This is a genomic window from Cyclobacterium qasimii M12-11B (assembly GCF_000427295.1).
GTDB lineage: Bacteria > Bacteroidota > Bacteroidia > Cytophagales > Cyclobacteriaceae > Cyclobacterium > Cyclobacterium qasimii.
Genome location: NZ_ATNM01000105.1, coordinates 1 through 19,625 on the forward strand (window position 1 = coordinate 1; position 19,625 = coordinate 19,625).

Here is a 19,625-nt window from a genome sequence, read left to right on the forward strand (position 1 = left end):
CAATCGTCATCTATTCCATTGTACGGGATTTCGGTTTGGTCTGGGTTTATATTTGGATTGGTATCGTCACAATCATTTGCTACACTAAAACCATCTTCATCCAGGTCATCATCCAAGGTATTTGGATCACAGTCATCATCTATTCCATTGTAAGGGATTTCTGTTTGATCTGGGTTTACATTTTCCCTAAAATCATCACAATCAAGGTTATTGGTTGCATAATCGAAGCAGAATTCATCACATATTAAAACAGGCTCAGCACTGGCATCCCCATAGCCATCCCCATCCATGTCAGGGTAAGCCACAATTTCTTCACCCCAAGTTGATCTTATTAGGTCTATGCTTCCTTGAACATAGTTTATACCATTGTACACATTTCCCAAGTGATCAGGCTTTGATAAGTAATCTGATAAAGGATCGGAAAAATTAATTAAGGTCCCATCCGTTCCGGTAGCTTCTATGCTTACCTTCCAGTCAAATTTCACAAAGTCCCCAATAATTCCACATTCATCGTATAAACCGCTTTCTATTTGTATGTCCTGAATAGATGGCCCTGTTATTGGTGTTTTTAAAACCTCAATGATACCATCCTCTTTGAAGAAGCTGGAATTTATGTCTTTATATGACCTGATTTTAGATCGAGAATATTCTGGACTATGGCTGTAATTTTCTATAGATACCTTAATGGAGGTCACAGTGACGCCTTCAGGGATATTAAACTCAAATGTGGGGCTGAGGCCTTCACTTAGTAAAAGTTCGTAGGGGTCTGAATTATTGATGATTCTACATTGACCAAAAGCATGCAAAGTGGAAAAGAGGAAAATTGCAGTGAAAAAATAAAAGGATTTGCGCATGAATTCGGTTTATTGGGGGTGGTTATTGGAGTTTTCTTAACAAGAACCTTCTATGCACCCCTATTGAAATTGTATCGGGCAAAAATACTTCTTAATATTAATTATTTAAACTAAGTATTAATTATTTTCTATTCCTACTGAGGGTTTTAAGATTGTAAATCAATTCATTATTAGTTTTTGGAGCAGTCATTTATTATTTTACCTTTTAATTATTAGCTATTCCTAAGACCCATTATGATAAATTTATCACTACTACTTTTCTATAGTGTTTTTTCTCTGGTCGACAGCCTTCCTCAAGTGTTACCAGGCACGCGAGAGGGAATTGCCCCTGTTTCCCAAGAAGCTTTTTCCAGAGATTTATTGAATGGAGCGCACCGTTTTGTGGATTTGAAAATTGAAGAGGCCAATACAGAAAGAATGCGGGACTGGACAATTGGATTCTCTTCAAAGGAGCAAAAAGAGCGCTTTCTATCAGAAAAGCGCGATAAATTAAGGTCCATTTTAGGGATAGCAACCCAACCGGTAAAAGGTAGTAAAATTGAATTAATAGCCAATGTTTCGGATCCCGTTGAAGTAGCAGAAACAAAAAATACACCATCTACCAGATCAAGTGGCCCGTTCTCGAAGGGATGTTTGGAGAAGGGCTTTTACTGAAGCCTAAAGTCAAGCCGAAAGGGCATGTAGTCGTCTTGCCTGATGCAGATCAACTTCCCGAACAATTGGCTGGATTGGCTCCGGGCGTAGCTGAAGGTTCCCAAATGGCCAGGCACCTGGCTGAAAATGGCTTTGAAGTCATCGTCCCAACTTTGATCAATAGGGAAGTGCTGGAAAAAGACCAATCGGCTAGGGAATGGATTTATAGACAGGCCTTTCAAATGGGCAAACACCTGATTGGTTTTGAGGTGCAGCAAGTGATGGCAATCACTCAATATTGGCAAGAACAAGGGGCTGAGAATATAGGTTTGGCAGGTTTTGGAGAAGGGGGATTGATTGCCTTGGTGGCTGCTGCCTTGGATACAAACATTGACGCAAGCCTGGTTTCTGGTTATTTTGGCCAACAGCAAGCGAAATGGGAAGATCCTATTTATCGAAATATCTGGGATTTTTCCACCCATTTTGGAGATGCTGAATTGGCCGCTATGGTGGCGCCAAGAAGCCTGGTGATTGAGCACAGCCAACTGTCGGAAGAAGTCATTCTTCCTACCCAAAAACCTAAGAAGTATGATCCCTTTAGTTATTCAGGATACAAAGGGGCCCTTAAACAAACAGATTTCAAGACATTACAGGAAGCGTTTAATCGAATATCCCTTATTGAGAAAAATGCCAGGGATAGTAGGGTATTGGTGACAGGACCAAACAGTACTTCCATTGCTTTCGGATCAATGAATGGGCTTAACAGCCTTTTAGGTTTTATGGGAATAGAGGGGAACCTTGACCTTTCCGGTGATAAGCCAATTGACCAAAGAAAAGACTTTAACCCCAAGGAGAGACAGCTTAGGATTAGAAATGGGATGGAAGCATACGTTCAACAGCTGATGCACTTATCTCCAGCTACCAGAAATGAGTTTTACCTGCATCAAGTGATGCCCAACTGGGCAAATAAAGAGTGGAGTACCAAAAGCTATCACCCTTATGTAAAACCGGATCAATTTATAAAAGAGAGCCAGAAGTACAGAGAATATTTCAAAGATGAAGTGATCGGAAGCTTTTCCGATGATTTATTGCCGGGAAATCCAAGCAGTATTCAGGTATATGAAAATGAAAAGTGGAAAGGATATTCCATAGCCTTGGATATTTTTCCAGAATTTGGAGGTGGAGGGATACTATTGTTGCCTAAGGACCTTAGCAAAGGTGAGCAGCGTCCGGTAGTAGTGGTGCAACATGGTAGAAATGGCGTGCCTGAAATTGTGATAGAAGGGCTTACAAGCTATAATAATATGGCAGCAAAACTGGCAGAGGAAGGATTCGTAGTGTTTGTCCCTTATGGTTTGTTTTCTGGAGAAGACAGGTATCGCTGGCTGGATAGAAAAGCCAATACCATTGGAAAGACACTGTTCTCTTTTGTTTTGGCCCAACATGAACAATATTTGGAATTTCTTGGAGGTTTGCCTTTTGTGGACAAAAACCGCATTGCATTTTATGGTAAAAGTTACGGGGGCGAAACAGCCATGAGAATTCCATCCATACTGGAAGGCTATGCCCTCTCCATATGTTCCGCAGATTTTGGAGATTGGACGAGGAAGGTCGCCGATACCTCTTTTTATAACAGCTTTATGCATACCATAGAGTGGGAAATGCCCTACTTCAATATGGGCAATACTTTCAGTTATGCAGAAATGGCATATTTGATATTTCCCAGACCATTTATGGTAGAGCGGGGCAGACATGACCTTGTTCAGCCGGATGAATGGGTAGCTTATGAATACGAAAAAGTCAGGTCCCTTTACACTCAGTTTGGCAAAGGGGATAATACCAACATCGAATATTTCAATGGAGGTCATGCTTCGCGAAACAAGGGCGTGTTTGATTTTCTTCACCAGCACTTGAACTGGCCTTAATTAACCATTGGTTTTATTTTATCTACTTATGCAAAAAATAATATCGGGAAGTCAAGTTAAGGAACTTGATAAATTGTATGTACAAGTATCGGGCATTACCCCTTATCAATTAATGGAAAGGGCTGCAAATGAATTTTGTCATTGGTTTACAGCTAATTTTAAAAAAGACAAGACCATAAATGTTTACTGTGGCACTGGTAATAATGGAGGAGATGGCTTGGCCATTGCCCGGTTGTTGGCAGATCAAGGTTATTTCGTAAATGTCGCGACAATAGGTAATCGTGAAAAAGGGTCAACCGATTTTATAAAGAATCTCAAAGTCCTACCATCAAGCATCCCGATAAGCAATTGGCGAGATTTAAAACCCTCAGAAATAATTATAGATGCCATTTTTGGTGTAGGGATTAATAGGCCCCTTGAGGGTGAGTACCTTGAATTGATTCGAAGACTCAATGAAGAAAATGGCGTGAAGATCAGTGTAGACCTTCCTTCTGGCCTTCCTTCAGATACCCCGGCTGACGGAGAGGTGTTTCATGCAGCTCATACTGTGAGTTTTCAGTTTCCCAAGTTGTCCTTACTTTTCCCAGAACATGCGAAGTATGTCGGTCAATTGCTGGTTAAAGACATTGGAATGGAGCAAAAACACTTTGATGCTTTCCCTTCCGAGCAATACTTTTTTTCGGGAGAATCGCTTGCTGCTTACCATAAGAAATTTCATGTCTTTAGTCATAAAGGAGATTTTGGGCGAATAATTTTAGCAGGAGGAAGCTATGGTAAAATGGGTTCCATTTGTCTTAGCACTAAGGCCTCTTTGCGTACTGGGTCAGGACTTGTTTTTTGTAAAATTCCAGGTTGTGGTGTGAACATTGTTCAAACTACCATTCCCGAGGCCATGGTATTGGCTCCTTCTTTGGAAATGGATATTGACACAAATATCGAGTTAACTGGCATAGATGCCATAGGCGTTGGTCCTGGCTTGGGCAAAGGAGAAAATGCGCAAAAGCTTGTACATTATATTCTTGAAAACTATGCAGGTCCGACGGTTTTGGATGCAGATGCCATTAATATTTTGGGTGAGCATAGCGATTGGCTCCCTTTATTACATGCGAATGTGGTTCTAACGCCTCATTTAAAAGAGTTTGAACGGCTAATAGGCGAGAGATCAGACAATCACCTACAGCGCATTAAATTGGCCAAAGCATTTTGTATGGAACACAAATGTTGTTTGGTTTTAAAAGGAGCATTTAGCCTGATTAGTTTCCCGGATGGAAGTCAGGTCTTCAATAATTCCGGAACGGTTTATATGGCTACTGGCGGATCAGGGGATGTGCTTACAGGTATGCTTACCTCCTTTTTAGGACAAGGCTACACTATGAAAAATGCAGCCATTTGTGCGGTCTTTCACCACGGAGATGCCGGAGAGCTAGCAGGAGATAAGTTACGAAGGGGGACTTTGGCTTCGGATATTGTTGAAAATATTCCCCAGAGTTTCCTGGCTTGGGACATTGAGTAAAACCCTAATTGGTTTTACTCTGGCAATAAACGGAATGATTTTCTATGGTGTGGGCTTGCTCCAAATTCCTTGATTCCCAATCGGTGGATTTTTGTAGGATAGCCTACGTTTCTCTCCCATCCGTAGGCGGGATATTCTATTGCAAGATTGGCCATTAATTCATCCCTGTAGGTTTTTGCCAGGATGGAGGCAGCCGCTATGCTGGCATATTTTCCATCTCCCTTAATGATACACTCATAAGGTATGTCATAAACTGGATTGAATCTGTTGCCATCTATCAATAAGAACTCAGGTTTGACTTTTAATGCATCAATGGCCCGGTTCATTGCCAGAAAGGATGCATTTAAAATATTGATTTCGTCAATTTCTTCTACAGTTGCACTGCCAATGGCCCAGGCCAAAGCATTGGTTTTTATTTCTTCGGTAAGCCTCTCCCGGTTGCCTTTCGTCAATTTCTTTGAATCATTGATCCATTCATTGGCGTAGTCGGCGGGTAAGATTACAGCAGCGGCCGTTACCGGGCCACTAAGACAACCTCTGCCCACCTCATCACAACCAGCCTCTAATCTATTAGGAACTAAATTCGGTAGCAGCATTGGGGTAATATTCTTGTTCTTTATGGTATTTATGAATCAATTCAGCAACCAAGCCTGTCCAACCTGTTTGATGCGAGGCACCTAATCCACGGCCATTGTCTCCATGGAAGTACTCGTAAAAAAGGATCAGATCCTGGAAATGCGGGTCTTTTTGCATTTTTTCATTGTCTGCATAGATGGGGCGGTTTCCATCTTGATCTTTCATAAAGATATTGATCAGCCTGAGAGATAGTTCCTTAGCAATAAGGTCTAAAGTGATGTATTTACCTGAACCTGTAGGGTACTCGATCGAGAATGTACCCCCATAGTAGTAATCAAATTTCTTCAATGATTCAATAATCAAATAATTGATAGGGAACCATATAGGACCACGCCAATTGCTATTTCCTCCAAACATCGTTGTCTCAGATTCGCCTGGCGCATAACTGATCGAGAATTTATTGCCATTGATTTGAACAGAGTAAGGGTGTTCTAAATGGTCTTTGGAAAGTGACCTAATCCCAAACTCAGATAGAAATTCCTTTTCATCAAGCATTTTGTTAAGAATACTTTTCATGCGATGACCCCTCAACAATGAGAAAAGCCTTCTTTTATCACGACCCGGATGAATCCAGTTGGATACCAGGGCGGCTAATTTCGGTTTTTCTTTAAAGAAAAAGTCCAGTCTCTTTTTAAATTCTGGAAGGTCATCAAATAATTCTTCCCGAATGGGCTCCACGGCAAACATTGGAATAATGCCAACTATGGATTTTACTTTCATAAGCTTGGGCTCTTCTCCAGAAAGATGGAGTACATCATAAAAGAAATTGTCCTTATCGTCCCAAAGACTGATGTTATCTTTAGAAATGTTGCTCATGGCACCTGCGATGTTCAGAAAGTGCTCCAGAAACTTGGTGGCTGTATGTTGGTATACTTTATTGAACACACATAGATCCAGGGAGATCCTTAACATATTGAGGCTAAACATGGCCATCCATGAAGTAGCATCCGCCTGTTCTAGTTTGCCAAAAAACTTATCTACATGGCTTCTGTCAAAAACACTGATATTATCAAGGCCAAGAAATCCTCCTTCAAAGATATTCTTGCCTTCCATATCTTTTTGGTTGACCCACCAGGTGAAATTTAGCAGCAATTTATGAAAAGCTCGTTCAAGAAATTCCTGGTCTCCGACCTTATCCTTGTTGTTTTTTCTGTCTATCTGATAAACCCGCTGTACTGCCCAGGCATGGACAGGAGGGTTGACATCATTGAAATTCCATTCATAGGCAGGCATCTGTCCGTTGGGGTGCATGTACCAATCATTCAACAAGACAAGCAATTGGTCCTTGGCAAAATCAGGGTCCAATCGGGCAAGAGGAATGGTGTGGAAAGCTAGGTCCCAAGCCGCATACCAGGGGTATTCCCATTTGTCCGGCATGGAAATAACGTCGTAATTCTGTAGGTGGCGCCAATTGCTATTCCTGCCATTTTTTCTTTCTTCAGGGGGCAAGTACCTTCCTGAATCACCTTCCAGCCAACGCTCCACATTGTAATAATAAAATTGTTTGGTCCATAACATGCCTGCATAAGCTTGCCTTTGGATCAATCGCATTTCATCGTCCTTTACCCTCTCCTGAAGGACGCCGTAAAAAGAATTCGTATCCTCTATTCGATTTTGAAGGATACTTTCAGCGTTTTCAATAGGTTCTTCTGTTTGCAATTTTTGCATTCTGAAAACGACCTCAGATTGGCCACCAGCTGGAATTGTCAAGTTGTAAATTGCAGCTGCTTTAGTACCCGTATTTTTTGGATTCAGATGCTGTTCTTCTCCCTTGATTACATAATCATTGATAGCATCTTTGAGGTATTTTTTTTGATTGCCTATGTGATATAAACGCTCTCTATTGGTTTCATTGTCACAAAATTTTAGCTCAGGATTTCCTTTAAAGTTAAAAGTGTAGTTACCTGATTTAGGAGAATAGGCTTTAATTTTATTTTGCCCATTTTTCCTCATGGTAGGGATAAATGGTTCGTCACCTGTAAACCAGGTTTTTCTAAACCAGATGGTGGGCATAACACATAAGGTAGCTTCTTCAGTACCCCTGTTGTGGATGGTGGCTTTACACACAATGTCTTCGACATCTTCTTTGGCGTACTCCAAATAAATGTCAAAATAGGCATTGTTATCAAAGATCCCCGTATCTAGTATTTCGTATTCTTTATCGGTTTTACTTCTTCTTTGATTTTCATCCAACAATTCCTGATAGGGAAATTTGCTCTGTGGGTATTTGTAGAGCATTTTCATGTAACTATGGGAAGGAGAGGAGTCCAGGTAATAATAGAGCTCTTTCACGTCTTCTCCATGATTTCCCTGATTCCCAGTAAGGCCGTACAACCTTTCTTTGATCATTTCATCCTTGCCATTCCAAAATGCCCATGAAATGCATAGTTTTTGTTTGTTATCGCTTATTCCTCCAATGCCTTCTTCACCCCATCTATAGGCTTTACTTCTAGCGTCGTCATGGGTAACATTTTCCCAAGCTGATCCATCAGGGCTATAGTCTTCTCTAACAGTACCCCATTGCCTTTCAGTAAGGTAAGGGCCCCATTTCTTCCAATGCCGGATTTTCTCCCGGTCTTCCTTCAATCGCTTTAACTCTATATTCATAGATAGTTCGCACCAAATTAATAAAGAGCGAATTTAAACTATTTAGATTTCTTTTTGCCAAAATTCCCTAGTTGTATTTTGCTTTTTTTTTGTGCCCCTTATTTTTTTAAGGCGTGGAGGCTAATAGAATTAGGGTTAAAAAGACACGGTCTAATTAAATTTTCTGTCTAAAATGAGGCTTAGGTGGTTTCCTAGACAGTGTTGTAAGGAAAAGACAGCGGAAATAAAGTCAATAAGCAGCCACTTTTTCTTCGGGAGAAATTTCATTCACCATTTCAAAAACATGTTTTTCCAGTGAGTTTTGCCATTCCTTAAAACTGGGGCTTTTGTGCTGAGTATCGTTTAGACTGCCCATATATTGTATTAAAACCTTAAGATCAAAGGTCTTAGATGCTATTCCGGCTCCAGCTTTTTGTGCATCCAAGGCATTGCAGTGTTGCTCATATTGCCCTTTTACAGGAACCATAAGAATGGGTTTTCCGAGGTACATGGCCTCTCCAATAGATTCAAAACCAGCTGTAGTGAGGAAGCCTTGGCATGTTGCCATCTTCTCAATAAAAAGTCCTTCATTAATTTGGTGAAAAACAAGATTAGGAAGGGCTTGATAGGGATCTGAGACGTCTGAATTATCCCAAAATGCCTGAATATTTGATTCCGGATTTTCCTTTGCTGACTGAACCAATTCCTGCGCATATCCAGGGTTTACGACATAGGCGAGGTAAAAATCTTTTTCTCCTATTGCCATGGTTTTTATCGCTTCCTTAACCAGTGGTGGCCATACCTTCAATCCGGTCTTTTTATTGATTGTACCTGGTTGCCACAAGGACAAAGCAATTTTCATTGCAGCGCCATGACAAGTGATTTTAGTATTTAACTTAAATAAAAACCTGTTGATTTTGCCTTGACTGTGAAAAATAAAATCAGGGTGAAATGCGAGATATTGATGTCCTATCGCTATAAATTTGGCTTTCGGTCTATAAACACAATTGTATAGTCCACCCAAAATATCATAAAAGTTAATGATTCCATCAGGTTGGTGACACCTGACTTGATGGTCTATTTGCTTTAAGGTGCGGAAAAAACGGGGAGATTTTTTTAAATTTCCAAAAATCGTTGCGCTCAACCTGATTGATTTATTTTCCTTGTCTGTAATAAAGTTTGGGCTAGGAAAGCTATAAACAGGACAATGAAATGATGCTAGAAAATACGAGGGGATTTTTCTCCTTTTGCTTGTTCCCAAAATAACAGCAACAATGGAGTGTCCCTGTTTTTCCAAAACATCTTTTAAAACCTGCGCCTGGGTCATGTGCCCCCTGCCTTCTCCCTGAACAATAAACAAAAATTTCATTCTTGCCTTTAATAGAATTTCTTGGCCTGATTCACAGGGATGTCTTTCATTTTTACAACCTTATTATTGTTCAATTGGCTAAAATCCAACTCATTATAGTATATGAGCTGCCAATTCCCCTCATGGTCCTCAGCAAGGGCACTCAATGTTTCTACCCAATCACCCGAGTTATAATAGTCAATCCCATCTATGTTTCTTATCTCCGCTTTGTGGATGTGACCACAGATGATGCCATCGCAATTTTTAGATTTAGCAATTTTACATAGCTCTTTTTCAAAATCATCGATATAAGTCACCGCTGATTTAACCTTAGATTTTACGTATTGAGAGAGCGAAAAATAGGGGAGTCCTTTTTTGCGGCGATACAAGTTAACTTGTGTATTGACCCATAGTAAGAAGGTATAACCTATGTCACCAAGATAGGCGATCCAACGAAGGTTGGTTGTGATATTGTCAAAAACATCTCCATGGGTGATAAAATACCTTCGTCCATGACTTTCGTATATCATGTCCTTGAGGATTGAAAGTCGACCTATTTCCAGAGGCAGTATTTGATCCAAAAAATCATCATGATTGCCTCTCAAGTAGAATACTCGCGTCCTGTTAGAGTCCACCATTTTCAATATCCTATTGAATACCCTGGTGTGTTTTCGCTTCCAACTGCCTGATTTTTTCAGTTGCCATCCGTCAATTATATCACCATTAAGGATCAGGTTTTCGCAATGGTATTGCTTCAAAAACCTGACCACTTCTTTTGCTTTGGACCCTTTGGTTCCAAGGTGGATGTCGGAAAGAATAATTGTTTTAAAATCTGTTTCCAAAATGAATCTGTTTTGGAAGCAATTTAAGAATGGCAAATGAACTGGTAATGAATTACTTATTGTATAAATGCTAACTTAATAGCCTTTTCATCCTGTTATGTGAACAAATTGTTAATTAGGGGTCTAGGGATTCAATAAGGCAACTTAATCAGGTTTAAGCAATTCAGGCGTTAAAAATCAATTTGAAAACGGTGCCTACACCTACACTAGACTTTACTTGCAAGTTACCCTTGTGGCGCCGCATGATTTGTTTGGACAAGCTCAACCCAATGCCCGAGCCTTTTTGTTTGGTGGTGAAAAAAGGTATGAAAATTTTGTTAAGGGCTTCTTCTTCTATTCCTTTACCCGTATCTGCTACCTCTAAAATGATCTTACCATTGTCATCTATATAAGCCCGGAGGTTAATTTCCTTTTTCTCGGTTTCTTCCATCGCATGGATGGCATTTTGAGTCAGGTTTATAAGCACCTGTTCGATTAATGCGCAATCAGCAAATAGCAACAGGTCTTTGGGTAGAATTTCTTTGCTGATTTTGATGGCTTTTTCTTCACATTGATTTTGGAACAGTATTTCTAGTCTATCAAAAAGCTCCTCTATATTGATTGCAGTGAATTTTGGATTTGGAATGTGGGCAAGACTTCTAAAATCGCTAACAAAATTGATCAGTCCTTCGCTTCTTTTTTCTATTGTGGAGATACCCATTTGATAATCCTGTAGATCTTCTTGTTCTACGGAACCTTTGTTTTTTATCTTACTTTTCAGGTCAGAGTTAATGGTTGCTGCCAATGATGAAATAGGAGCAATCGAATTCATTATTTCATGTGTAAGCACCCGAATGAGGTTTTGCCAAGCCTCCATTTCTTTTCTTCAAGTTCACTTTGAATGTTTTGTAAGGATACCAATTTGAACTTCACATCCCTTAGCACCAATTCAATCGCATAAACAGACAGTTGCATGATGCCATCCGGATGGGCAATTTTGATAAGTTCGCTTCCGCCGGTTCTCAGCTGGTCAATGGCCTGGTACAATTCCTTATTGATTCCTGATATCTCCTGAATATGGGTCAATTTGTCAATGTTCAGCATTCTTTTGGCAGCGGTATTTAAAATCTGTACACTACCGTCCGCCTCAAAGGTGATAAGGCCTATACTTAGGTGCTGAAATACGGTGCGGAAATATTGAAAATTCGCCTCTTTCTCCAACTGGTCTTCTTTGAGTTTAGCCAGAATGGCGTTGAACTCAATATGAAGGTCATCAGTTTCGGTCCCATCAAACTTCACAGGATATACGGTAGCATAATTGTTCTGCTTGATGTTATCGAGGAATTGCCTGACTTTTTTGAAGCTGCTTTCTGCGTACCTGATCAAAAGAATCAATTGTACAAAAGTGACAATGAAAAACAAAGAAATGGCAAACGCTCCTGCATCATTGGTGATAATGTATCCCAGAAAAAATAGACTCAATGCAAGGACAAAGACCCTGCCCATTAATCCGATTTTATAATCCATATTTTTCCAACCTTCTATAGAGCGAAGCCCTGGTCAATCCCAATTCTTTTGCAGCTTTGGAAATATTGCCACCATTTTTATCGATCGCCTTTTGAATCATGTTTTTCTCCACTTCATCAAGGTTCAAAGAATTTGTATTTATTTTATCATTGGCAGGCTTTGCCGAAAGAAAAAGAAATCTCTGCTGTCCAATTCTTCTCCTTCAGCCATTATTATGGCCCTTTCTATGGCATGTTGCAGTTCTCTGATATTTCCTGGCCAACTGTACCTTTGTAATAATTGGTGGGCACTGTGTTTTAAACCTTTGAATTGTTTTCTGTATTTAGTGGCATAGACCTTAAGAAAATGATCTGCCAAGGTAGGTATGTCATCCTGTCTGTCCCTTAGAGGAGGCAGGAATATTTCAACAGTGTTGATTCTATACAACAGATCCTGACGGAAGGTGCTTTCCAAAATCATGTTGTGAATGGGCATATTAGTGGCACAAATCAACCGGATGTCTATGGCCAAAGATTTATTGCTTCCAATCCTGGTGACCTCTCTTTTTTGGAGGGCGGTGAGTAATTTTGATTGGAGGGGCATGCTTAGGTTTCCTATTTCATCAAGAAAAAGGGTGCCGTTGTCTGCTACTTCAAACCTTCCTGCCCGGTCTTCTTTTGCATCCGTATAGGCTCCTTTTTTGTGGCCAAAAAGCTCGCTTTCAAACAGGCTTTCTGTAATAGCCCCCATGTCTACCCCCACAAAAATCTCATCATTTCGCTCTGATTGGTCATGAATAGCTCTTGCAATTAGTTCCTTTCCGGTTCCATTTTCTCCCAATATCAACACGTTGGCATCGGTCTTTGCTACTTTCTCGATAATGGAGAAAACATTCTTCATAGCAGCACTATGGCCGATGATTTCCGAAAACGGTTTTTTCATATCTGCCTGCAGTTGCTTCTGCCGACTGGATAGTTTGTCCACCTGGTTGTAGCTTTCTTTAAGCTTAATGGCTGCGGACAAGGTGGCCAGTAATTTTTCGTTTTGCCAGGGCTTAAGGATGAAATCTGTAGCCCCTTCTTTAAGGGCCTGCACGGCCATTTCCACATCGCCAAATGCGGTGATGAGTATGACCACTGCCTTAGGATCCATTTCCTTGATTTTTCTGAGCCAGTGAAACCCTTCCTTACCGGAAGTGGTGTCTTCAGTAAAGTTCATATCCAGAAGGATGACATCGTAATTGTTGTTGTTGATCAAAAAGGGGATCCTTCTTGGATCCTTTTCGATGAACACTTCTTTTGCATGTTTTTTCAATAGCATTTTGGCCGCAAAAAGTAAGTCCTCATTGTCATCTACAATCAATATTTTGCCTAAATATTTCTCCTCCATTGTTTTTTGGTTTACTACTGCTGAAATTATGCCAACCTTTTATACCTCAATTTAGCAATATTTGCACGTTATGGCCAAAATTAATGTTCGAAAGTGAACATTTTCTTTTCGATTTTGAACACTAAGGTAATCGATCACGCATATTTTTTAATCCCCTGAAATTTCTGTTACCTTTGTTCATCAAACAAAAAAAGAAACAAACTATGTCTGTAGCAACTAAAGGAAATACCGTAAAGGTACACTACACAGGAAAACTTAACGACGGAACTATATTCGATTCTTCTCAAGATAGAGAACCTCTTGAGTTCGTATTGGGAGATGGTAAAATGATAAAAGGATTTGATGTTGCCGTAGAAGGCATGACTGTAGGAGATGATATCAGTGTAACAATTCCCACTGAAGAAGCTTATGGTCCAAAAAGAGAAGACATGATGTTGGATGTTCCTATTGATCAGGTTCCAGAAGACATTAAGCCTGAAGTAGGTATGGATTTATCTATCCAAAACCAACAAGGTCAGCCTACCCCAGTAAAGGTGGTACATATTGACGAAACAAAAATCACATTGGATGCCAATCACCCACTAGCTGGACAAGATTTGGTATTTGATATTAAACTTGTTGAAGTAGTTTAATTTGCTTCTCAATTTTAGAATAAAAAAGGACTTGTTAATCAAGTCCTTTTTTTATTCCTCCAAACTGGCTTCTTTTTCAAGCGTGCCATGCGGATTGGCGTAAATGCTTTTGGTCTTGTTGTATTTGGCATTGCCGACTTCAACCACGAAAATTTTGCTATTGAGGTGGGTGAAATCATAATTTTTTTGTAGGCCACCATCAGGCAAAAGTTGGTCTTGAAGGATCAGATTGCCTAAAATGTCAAATATTTTCACGTTTGTTAACTGGGCATTTGGTTTGTCCAGAATTAGCTTGAATTTTTTGTTACCAACAGATTTTAAATCAAAATTTATGGCAGGAGTGTTCAATTCCTTAGGGAATGAAATCTCGGTCTCAAAGGACCTGCTAACACTCTGGGCCTCTGCAGAAAATTTTCCGGAATAGAAAAAGATTAAAAAAAGGAGTACAGATAGGGTTATTGTAACGGTATATTTTTCTTCATTCATTAATGTGCAAATAGCAAAGATCGATCCGAATAATTTTAAAAATTCAACTTTAATTAATATAATTTAACAAAATTATAATTAATAAGGGGAATAATGGCCATAAAGCAATAAATATTATTTTGTTTTATGTAAGTGGTATGATTTGAGTTGTATTAAAAATCTTTTGGACGCTCAAATACCACAACGCCTTTTTCATTGGCTAAAATGAGTTGTTGATAGGATAATGCTAGGCGATCTGGAGATTTAGCCATAGGTAGGGCAATAGTTTTAGAGACTTTTGTTAGATAGTTTGTTTGCACCAGTTGGTCTTTTTCTATGGAATAGATAAAATCTCCATCAATTAAAGCGCTATAATCGGTCAATAAAGGGATTTTCTCTAAAAAATTAGCCTGATTATCAAATATATATATTCCTTCACCTGCTACCTGAAGGAATAATAAATTATACCTCTCAATTAATAAGATTATTTCCAGGTCATTTTTCTGAATTATGGTATTAATGGCTTGCGCTTGTAGAAGCTCATTGTTGCTGAGGTTGATTTTTTTAAGATTGAGATCTGATTCGTCATAAACCCAAAGGCTGTTGTTGTTCCCCAGACTAGCCTGGCTTACCCATCCTAAAACACCTGTTTCATCAATAGATTTGTTGATGATGGGATTTAAAAATCGATCAAGAATTTCAAAACGCTGCAAGGATGCGCTGAAAAGAAATATATTAACCGTTTTGAAAGCATCCAAATGAGTTACTGGAGCACTTAAGGAGGTTGCCAATTGATTGATTGATTCTCCTTTTGCATTGAATTGAAAAAGGTATCCTTGCTTATCCGTTATATAAACATTTCCCTTACCATCAGTTGATACTTTATCAATGCCGGGTATTTTGGCCTCCCATAGCTTGACAAAGTCTTCTTCTTGCCCAAAGGCTAAGGGAACAAACGCAAAGGCCAAAAACCATGTTAAAATCGTTTTAATTAGCTTTGATCGCATAGCCATTGTATTGCTTAAGTTGAAAGCTTACCCCATCAAATTCCCCATAATAACACTGATTAACCCATTCTCCAAGGTTAAAATAAACAGAGGAGGAGTTGATTGGCAAGTTTAAGGGTAAATGCCTGTGGCCAAACACATAATAGTCAAAGTGTATTTTGCTTTCTATCTCTTTGCTGTATTGAAATAACCATTCGTGTTCTTGCCCTTTAAACTCATCTTCTTTTTTCAACTCATTGGTTAATCGGCTATCTTTTGACCAGGCTTGCGCTATGGCTATTCCAATATCGGGGTGGAGCCATTTAAACATCCATTTGCATGCACTGCTTGTAAAAAACTTTTTGAGAAGTTTGTACTTATTATCACCAGGACCAAGCCCATCTCCATGACCAACCAAAAATCGCTTTTGGTTTATCTGTATTTCTTGTGGATGGTGAAAAACAGGTATTCCTAATTCCTCAGAGAAGTAATCTTTCATCCATAAATCGTGGTTGCCTGTGAAGAAAAACAAGGGAATGCCTTTGGTCCTCATCATTGTAATTTTGGCAAAGAATCGAAAAAATCCTTTTGGAATGACTTTTTCATATTCAAACCAAAAATCAAATATGTCACCAACGAAAAAGACCGCTGCAGCATCGGCCTCTATTTCACCTAACCACTTCACTATTTTTTCTTCTCTTTTTCTACTGGACTGGTCATCAGGTGTTCCCAAATGAAAATCAGAAACAAAATAGACCTTCTGAGATGGATTTAGAGAGATTTTTCATTTTATTATCAAGGTTGGTCGCACTTTGATTTGAAGACATGGCTATTTAAGGATCGGTTTTTCGTAATAAAATTACAGCTTACAAATAACTATTACTAACAATTGCTAAAGCAAAAAAAGGAGGGTTTCCCCTCCTTTAAATATGTTTCGTATAAAGACTTTAAGATTTAATCTTTATTCTCTATAACATCTTCTTTTTTATCATCTGATTCAGGAGTTTCTTCCTTAACCTCAATTAGGGCAGTTTCCTCTTCTTTTACCTTGGTGAATTTTTCGTAGGTTGTTTCTTTATCAAAAGGTCTTTTACCTATCAGTTTTTCTAAATCTGCCTGAAACAAAATCTCTTTTTCTAAGAGTTCCTTGGCTATTTTTACCAATTCATCCTTCTTATCCTTCAAAAGGTCAAGTGTCTTGGTGTAGGCAAACTCGATCAACTTACGTACTTCTTCATCTATGGTCTGCGCCGTATTTTCAGAGTAAGGTTTGTCAAATTTATAGTCATTGGATTTACTGTCGTAAAAGGACACATTACCAATTTTGTCATTCATTCCATACACAGATACGATAGAGTAGGCCATTTTAGTGATTCTTTCCAGGTCACTCAATGCACCTGTAGAGATTTTACCAAAGATGATTTGCTCTGCAGCTCTTCCTCCTAATGCCATGCACATCTCATCTATAAGTTGTTCAGTTTGGTAAAGGAATTGTTCTTTCGGTAGGTACTGGGCATATCCCAAAGCAGCTATTCCTCTAGGTACAATACTTACTTTAACCAATGGATCGGCATGTTCTAAGAACCAACCAGCAACAGCATGTCCTGCTTCATGATAAGCAACGATTTTCTTCTCTTCAGGAGAAATGATCTTGTTTTTCTTCTCAAGACCTCCAATTACTCTGTCTACAGCATCTTGGAAATCCTGCATGTCTACAGCACTCTTATTGCGTCTGGCAGCTATCAATGCTGCTTCGTTACACACGTTAGCGATCTCAGCACCTGCGAAGCCAGGGGTTTGAGCAGCTAGTTTTTTAGGCTCAATGTCATCAGCAGTTTTTATAGGTTCCAAGTGAACTTTAAAGATTGCTTCCCGACCTACCATATCTGGTTTGTCTATACTTATCTGGCGATCAAATCTACCGGCTCTAAGAAGAGCACTGTCCAGAACGTCAGGACGGTTGGTTGCAGCAAGTACAATTACTCCTGAATCTGTTCCAAACCCATCCATTTCTACTAATAGAGAGTTAAGGGTGTTTTCACGCTCATCATTGGATCCTGGCATTTGGCCTTTACCTCTTGAACGTCCTATTGCATCTATTTCATCAATGAAAATGATACAAGGTGCTTTTTCTTTGGCTTGTTTGAAAAGATCACGAACCCTTGCAGCACCTACTCCGACAAACATTTCAACGAAATCAGAACCTGAGAGGGTAAAGAACGGTACACCCGCTTCTCCAGCAACAGCTTTGGCCAATAAAGTTTTACCCGTACCAGGAGGGCCTATTAATAAAGCGCCTTTTGGTATCTTACCACCTAGTTTGGTGAATTTATCTGGTGTCTTAAGGAATTCAACGATTTCTTCTACCTCTTCTTTAGCTTCGTCCAATCCAGCAACATTGTCAAAAGTAATTTTAACCTTGTTCTCAGCATCAAATAACTGCGCTTTGGATTTGCCAACATTGAAAATCTGTCCACCAGGCCCACTTGGTCCGGACATTCTACGCATCATCATCCAGAACAGGAAGAATATTAGAATAAGGAATCCAAAGCTTGAAATCCAATTGCCCCAACTTTCTTCTTCTTTTGCAGAATAACCAATTCTTTCACCTTCCGGTAATTTCTCTTCCAGTTGTGTGTAATTCTCTATGAAGTTATCAACGGAAGCAATTTTAATTTTATACTGTGGTCCTGTAGGATTTGAAAACCTATTTTGTCCTTCAAGCTCGTCTTTATACCTCTGGTTTTCGAGTGCCTCATCTTTGAGCGTTACCTCTACATAGTTTTGGTTAAATATGACGGTTACTTTTTTAACATCGTTACTTAAAACCATGTCCTCAAAACGCTTCATTGTAATTTCAACCGTGGCAGTGTTTTGATTAAACCAAGTAACGCCAATTAGGACGATAACCGCAGTAATAATCAAATAAAGCTGAAAATTGGGCTTTTGGGGAGGTTTTGGAACAAATTTTTTAGATTTATTATTACTCATGTCTATATTTTTAATGCTTAAATTTTTTTTAAAACGAATTAGATAAAGGAAAGTTTTTATCTATGAATTATTGAGGATTTATTTTGGTGATTTTGGCATCACCCCAGAGCTCCTCCAATTGGTAAAATTCCCGCTTATCTTTTAAGAAAACATGAACGACTACATTTACATAGTCTAATAGAACCCATTGGCTGGTGCCTTTTCCTTCACTCATCCAGGGTTTTTCTTTATTCGTTTTGTAAACTTCTTCTTCAATCGCGCTTGAAATTCCCTCCACCTGCGTGTCGGATGTAGCTGAACAAATCACAAAAAAATCAGTCATCGTGCTAAAGATATCTCTTAAGTCCATCATTACGATGTCAGAAGCCTTTTTATCTTCCATTCCTTTTACTATAACTTTGCACAGCTCTTCTGCCGTCATATGTTTATTTATGGTGTATTTTAAATTTATTTACTTTTTATCCATAACTTGAGATGAAACATTAAATATCCAGATTATGGGATGAAATAACTAATTATAGATGCATAAAATCCTTGCCAATACTGTTTTTTTAGGAAAAGAAATAATAAACCTGACAGACTGTCATTCTACTAACGAAGTTGCCCTTTCTATGGTTCGCTCAGGCTTGGCAAAAGAAGGAACTGTCATCATCACCCCCAAACAAATTAGAGGAAAAGGGCAACGAGGAAGCCTTTGGGAATCACAGCCAGGTTATAACTTGACTTTTACAATGGTTTTTTATCCGACATTTTTGTCAGTGGATGAGCAGTTTATGCTTAATATGGCTGTAGCCATTGGCGTCCAAAAAGGGCTGAATCAATTCATAAAAGGCATAAAAGTAAAGTGGCCCAATGATTTTTATCTCGATGATAAAAAGTTGGGAGGGATGTTAATAGAAAATCGTTTGAAAGGAAGATTTCTTGAAAGTACCATCGTGGGTGTAGGTATCAACGTCAATCAAATCGACTTCAGTGTAGCAAATGCTATTTCTTTAAAGAGCATTTCTGGGGAGAAATTTGATTTAAATGAAGTTTTAAATGAAGTTTTAGAAAAAGTAGAGCAACAATATCTCCACTTAAAAAGTGAATCTTTTAAATCCATAATGGAGAATTATCAAAAAGTCCTTTACCTGTTCGGGGAGTGGGCAACTTATGATGATGGAGAGATTTTTAAGGGTAAAATCATTGGAATCGGAAATTACGGGCACTTAGAAATGTGTAAACAAAATGGACAGGTTGCACGTTATGAGCTCAAACAAATAAAGCTAATAAAAAAGACTGATTTTCATTTGTGTTTACTTATAACTAAATTTGTCAAAATTTTCCTAGAAACTATATAA

Annotated in this window: 15 protein-coding genes and 2 pseudogenes; 5 read left to right on the forward strand and 12 right to left on the reverse strand. The window is 39.0% G+C overall.

All coding sequences use genetic code 11. From position 1 onward, the window contains the following. The coding region (locus tag ADICYQ_RS11180; RefSeq protein WP_200861888.1) for a putative metal-binding motif-containing protein at nt 1-854 on the reverse strand (854 nt) is incomplete at its 3' end. Nucleotides 855-1,088: 234 nt separating this feature from the next. Here ADICYQ_RS11180 and ADICYQ_RS11185 point away from each other — a divergent pair. The 3 genes from ADICYQ_RS11185 to ADICYQ_RS11195 are packed head-to-tail and all read left to right on the forward strand — an operon-like array spanning nt 1,089 to nt 4,925. Continuing rightward, a complete protein-coding gene (locus tag ADICYQ_RS11185) occupies nt 1,089-1,508 on the forward strand; it encodes a hypothetical protein (protein WP_040415851.1) in 420 nt (139 codons plus the stop codon). Then, nucleotides 1,484-3,412 carry a dienelactone hydrolase family protein gene (locus ADICYQ_RS11190; protein ID WP_020892852.1) on the forward strand — a complete coding sequence of 643 codons (1,929 nt, stop codon included), beginning with the start codon at nt 1,484-1,486 and terminating at the stop codon, nt 3,410-3,412. The genes ADICYQ_RS11185 and ADICYQ_RS11190 overlap by 25 nt, the downstream gene beginning before the upstream one ends. A 28-nt stretch (nt 3,413-3,440) precedes the next feature. Continuing rightward, nucleotides 3,441-4,925 carry an NAD(P)H-hydrate dehydratase gene (locus ADICYQ_RS11195; protein ID WP_020892853.1) on the forward strand — a complete coding sequence of 495 codons (1,485 nt, stop codon included), beginning with the start codon at nt 3,441-3,443 and terminating at the stop codon, nt 4,923-4,925. Nucleotides 4,926-4,939: 14 nt separating this feature from the next. Here ADICYQ_RS11195 and rnhB read toward each other — a convergent pair whose 3' ends face one another. The 6 genes and pseudogenes from rnhB to ADICYQ_RS11225 form a co-directional block, all read right to left on the reverse strand. Then, nucleotides 4,940-5,521 (reverse strand): ribonuclease HII, encoded by a 582-nt coding sequence (gene rnhB, locus ADICYQ_RS11200; RefSeq protein WP_020892854.1) that lies wholly within the window; start codon nt 5,519-5,521, stop codon nt 4,940-4,942. After that, nucleotides 5,496-8,168 (reverse strand): MGH1-like glycoside hydrolase domain-containing protein, encoded by a 2,673-nt coding sequence (locus ADICYQ_RS11205; RefSeq protein ID WP_020892855.1) that lies wholly within the window; start codon nt 8,166-8,168, stop codon nt 5,496-5,498. The genes rnhB and ADICYQ_RS11205 overlap by 26 nt, the downstream gene beginning before the upstream one ends. Nucleotides 8,169-8,397: 229 nt before the next feature. Beyond that, nucleotides 8,398-9,516, reverse strand: coding sequence for a glycosyltransferase family protein (locus ADICYQ_RS11210; protein WP_020892856.1), 1,119 nt, complete (start codon nt 9,514-9,516; stop codon nt 8,398-8,400). Between the two features lie 8 nt (nt 9,517-9,524). After that, the gene (locus ADICYQ_RS11215; RefSeq protein ID WP_040415854.1) at nt 9,525-10,337 is read right to left on the reverse strand and encodes a UDP-2,3-diacylglucosamine diphosphatase; all 813 of its coding nucleotides are present in this window, start codon (nt 10,335-10,337) and stop codon (nt 9,525-9,527) included. Between the two features lie 163 nt (nt 10,338-10,500). Next, nucleotides 10,501-11,843: pseudogene (locus ADICYQ_RS11220) on the reverse strand (sensor histidine kinase). After that, nucleotides 11,833-13,211, reverse strand: a pseudogene (locus ADICYQ_RS11225) (sigma-54-dependent transcriptional regulator). Before ADICYQ_RS11225 ends, ADICYQ_RS11220 begins: the two co-directional pseudogenes overlap by 11 nt. 203 nt (nt 13,212-13,414) lie before the next feature. Between ADICYQ_RS11225 and ADICYQ_RS11230 the strand changes: the two are divergent. Continuing rightward, nucleotides 13,415-13,843, forward strand: a complete 429-nt coding sequence (locus ADICYQ_RS11230; RefSeq protein WP_040415858.1) for an FKBP-type peptidyl-prolyl cis-trans isomerase — start codon at nt 13,415-13,417, stop codon at nt 13,841-13,843. Between the two features lie 51 nt (nt 13,844-13,894). Here the strand turns inward: ADICYQ_RS11230 and ADICYQ_RS11235 are convergent, their stop codons facing one another. The 5 genes from ADICYQ_RS11235 to rsfS form a co-directional block, all read right to left on the reverse strand. Then, the gene (locus ADICYQ_RS11235; RefSeq protein ID WP_020892863.1) at nt 13,895-14,329 is read right to left on the reverse strand and encodes a T9SS type A sorting domain-containing protein; all 435 of its coding nucleotides are present in this window, start codon (nt 14,327-14,329) and stop codon (nt 13,895-13,897) included. Between the two features lie 152 nt (nt 14,330-14,481). Next, nucleotides 14,482-15,315: a hypothetical protein gene (locus tag ADICYQ_RS11240; protein WP_146948485.1), complete on the reverse strand. Its 834-nt coding sequence runs from the start codon at nt 15,313-15,315 to the stop codon at nt 14,482-14,484. Beyond that, a complete protein-coding gene (locus ADICYQ_RS11245; RefSeq protein WP_040415864.1) occupies nt 15,296-16,075 on the reverse strand; it encodes a UDP-2,3-diacylglucosamine diphosphatase in 780 nt (259 codons plus the stop codon). The genes ADICYQ_RS11240 and ADICYQ_RS11245 overlap by 20 nt, the downstream gene beginning before the upstream one ends. Nucleotides 16,076-16,248: 173 nt before the next feature. Continuing rightward, entirely contained in the window at nt 16,249-18,285 is a 2,037-nt protein-coding gene (ftsH, locus tag ADICYQ_RS11250) for an ATP-dependent zinc metalloprotease FtsH (RefSeq protein ID WP_020892866.1), read from the reverse strand. A gap of 67 nt (nt 18,286-18,352) precedes the next feature. Beyond that, nucleotides 18,353-18,706 (reverse strand): ribosome silencing factor, encoded by a 354-nt coding sequence (gene rsfS, locus ADICYQ_RS11255; protein WP_040415867.1) that lies wholly within the window; start codon nt 18,704-18,706, stop codon nt 18,353-18,355. Nucleotides 18,707-18,806: 100 nt separating this feature from the next. Between rsfS and ADICYQ_RS11260 the strand changes: the two genes are divergently transcribed. Next, complete coding sequence (locus ADICYQ_RS11260) at nt 18,807-19,625, forward strand: biotin--[acetyl-CoA-carboxylase] ligase (RefSeq protein ID WP_020892868.1); 819 nt, start codon at nt 18,807-18,809, stop codon at nt 19,623-19,625.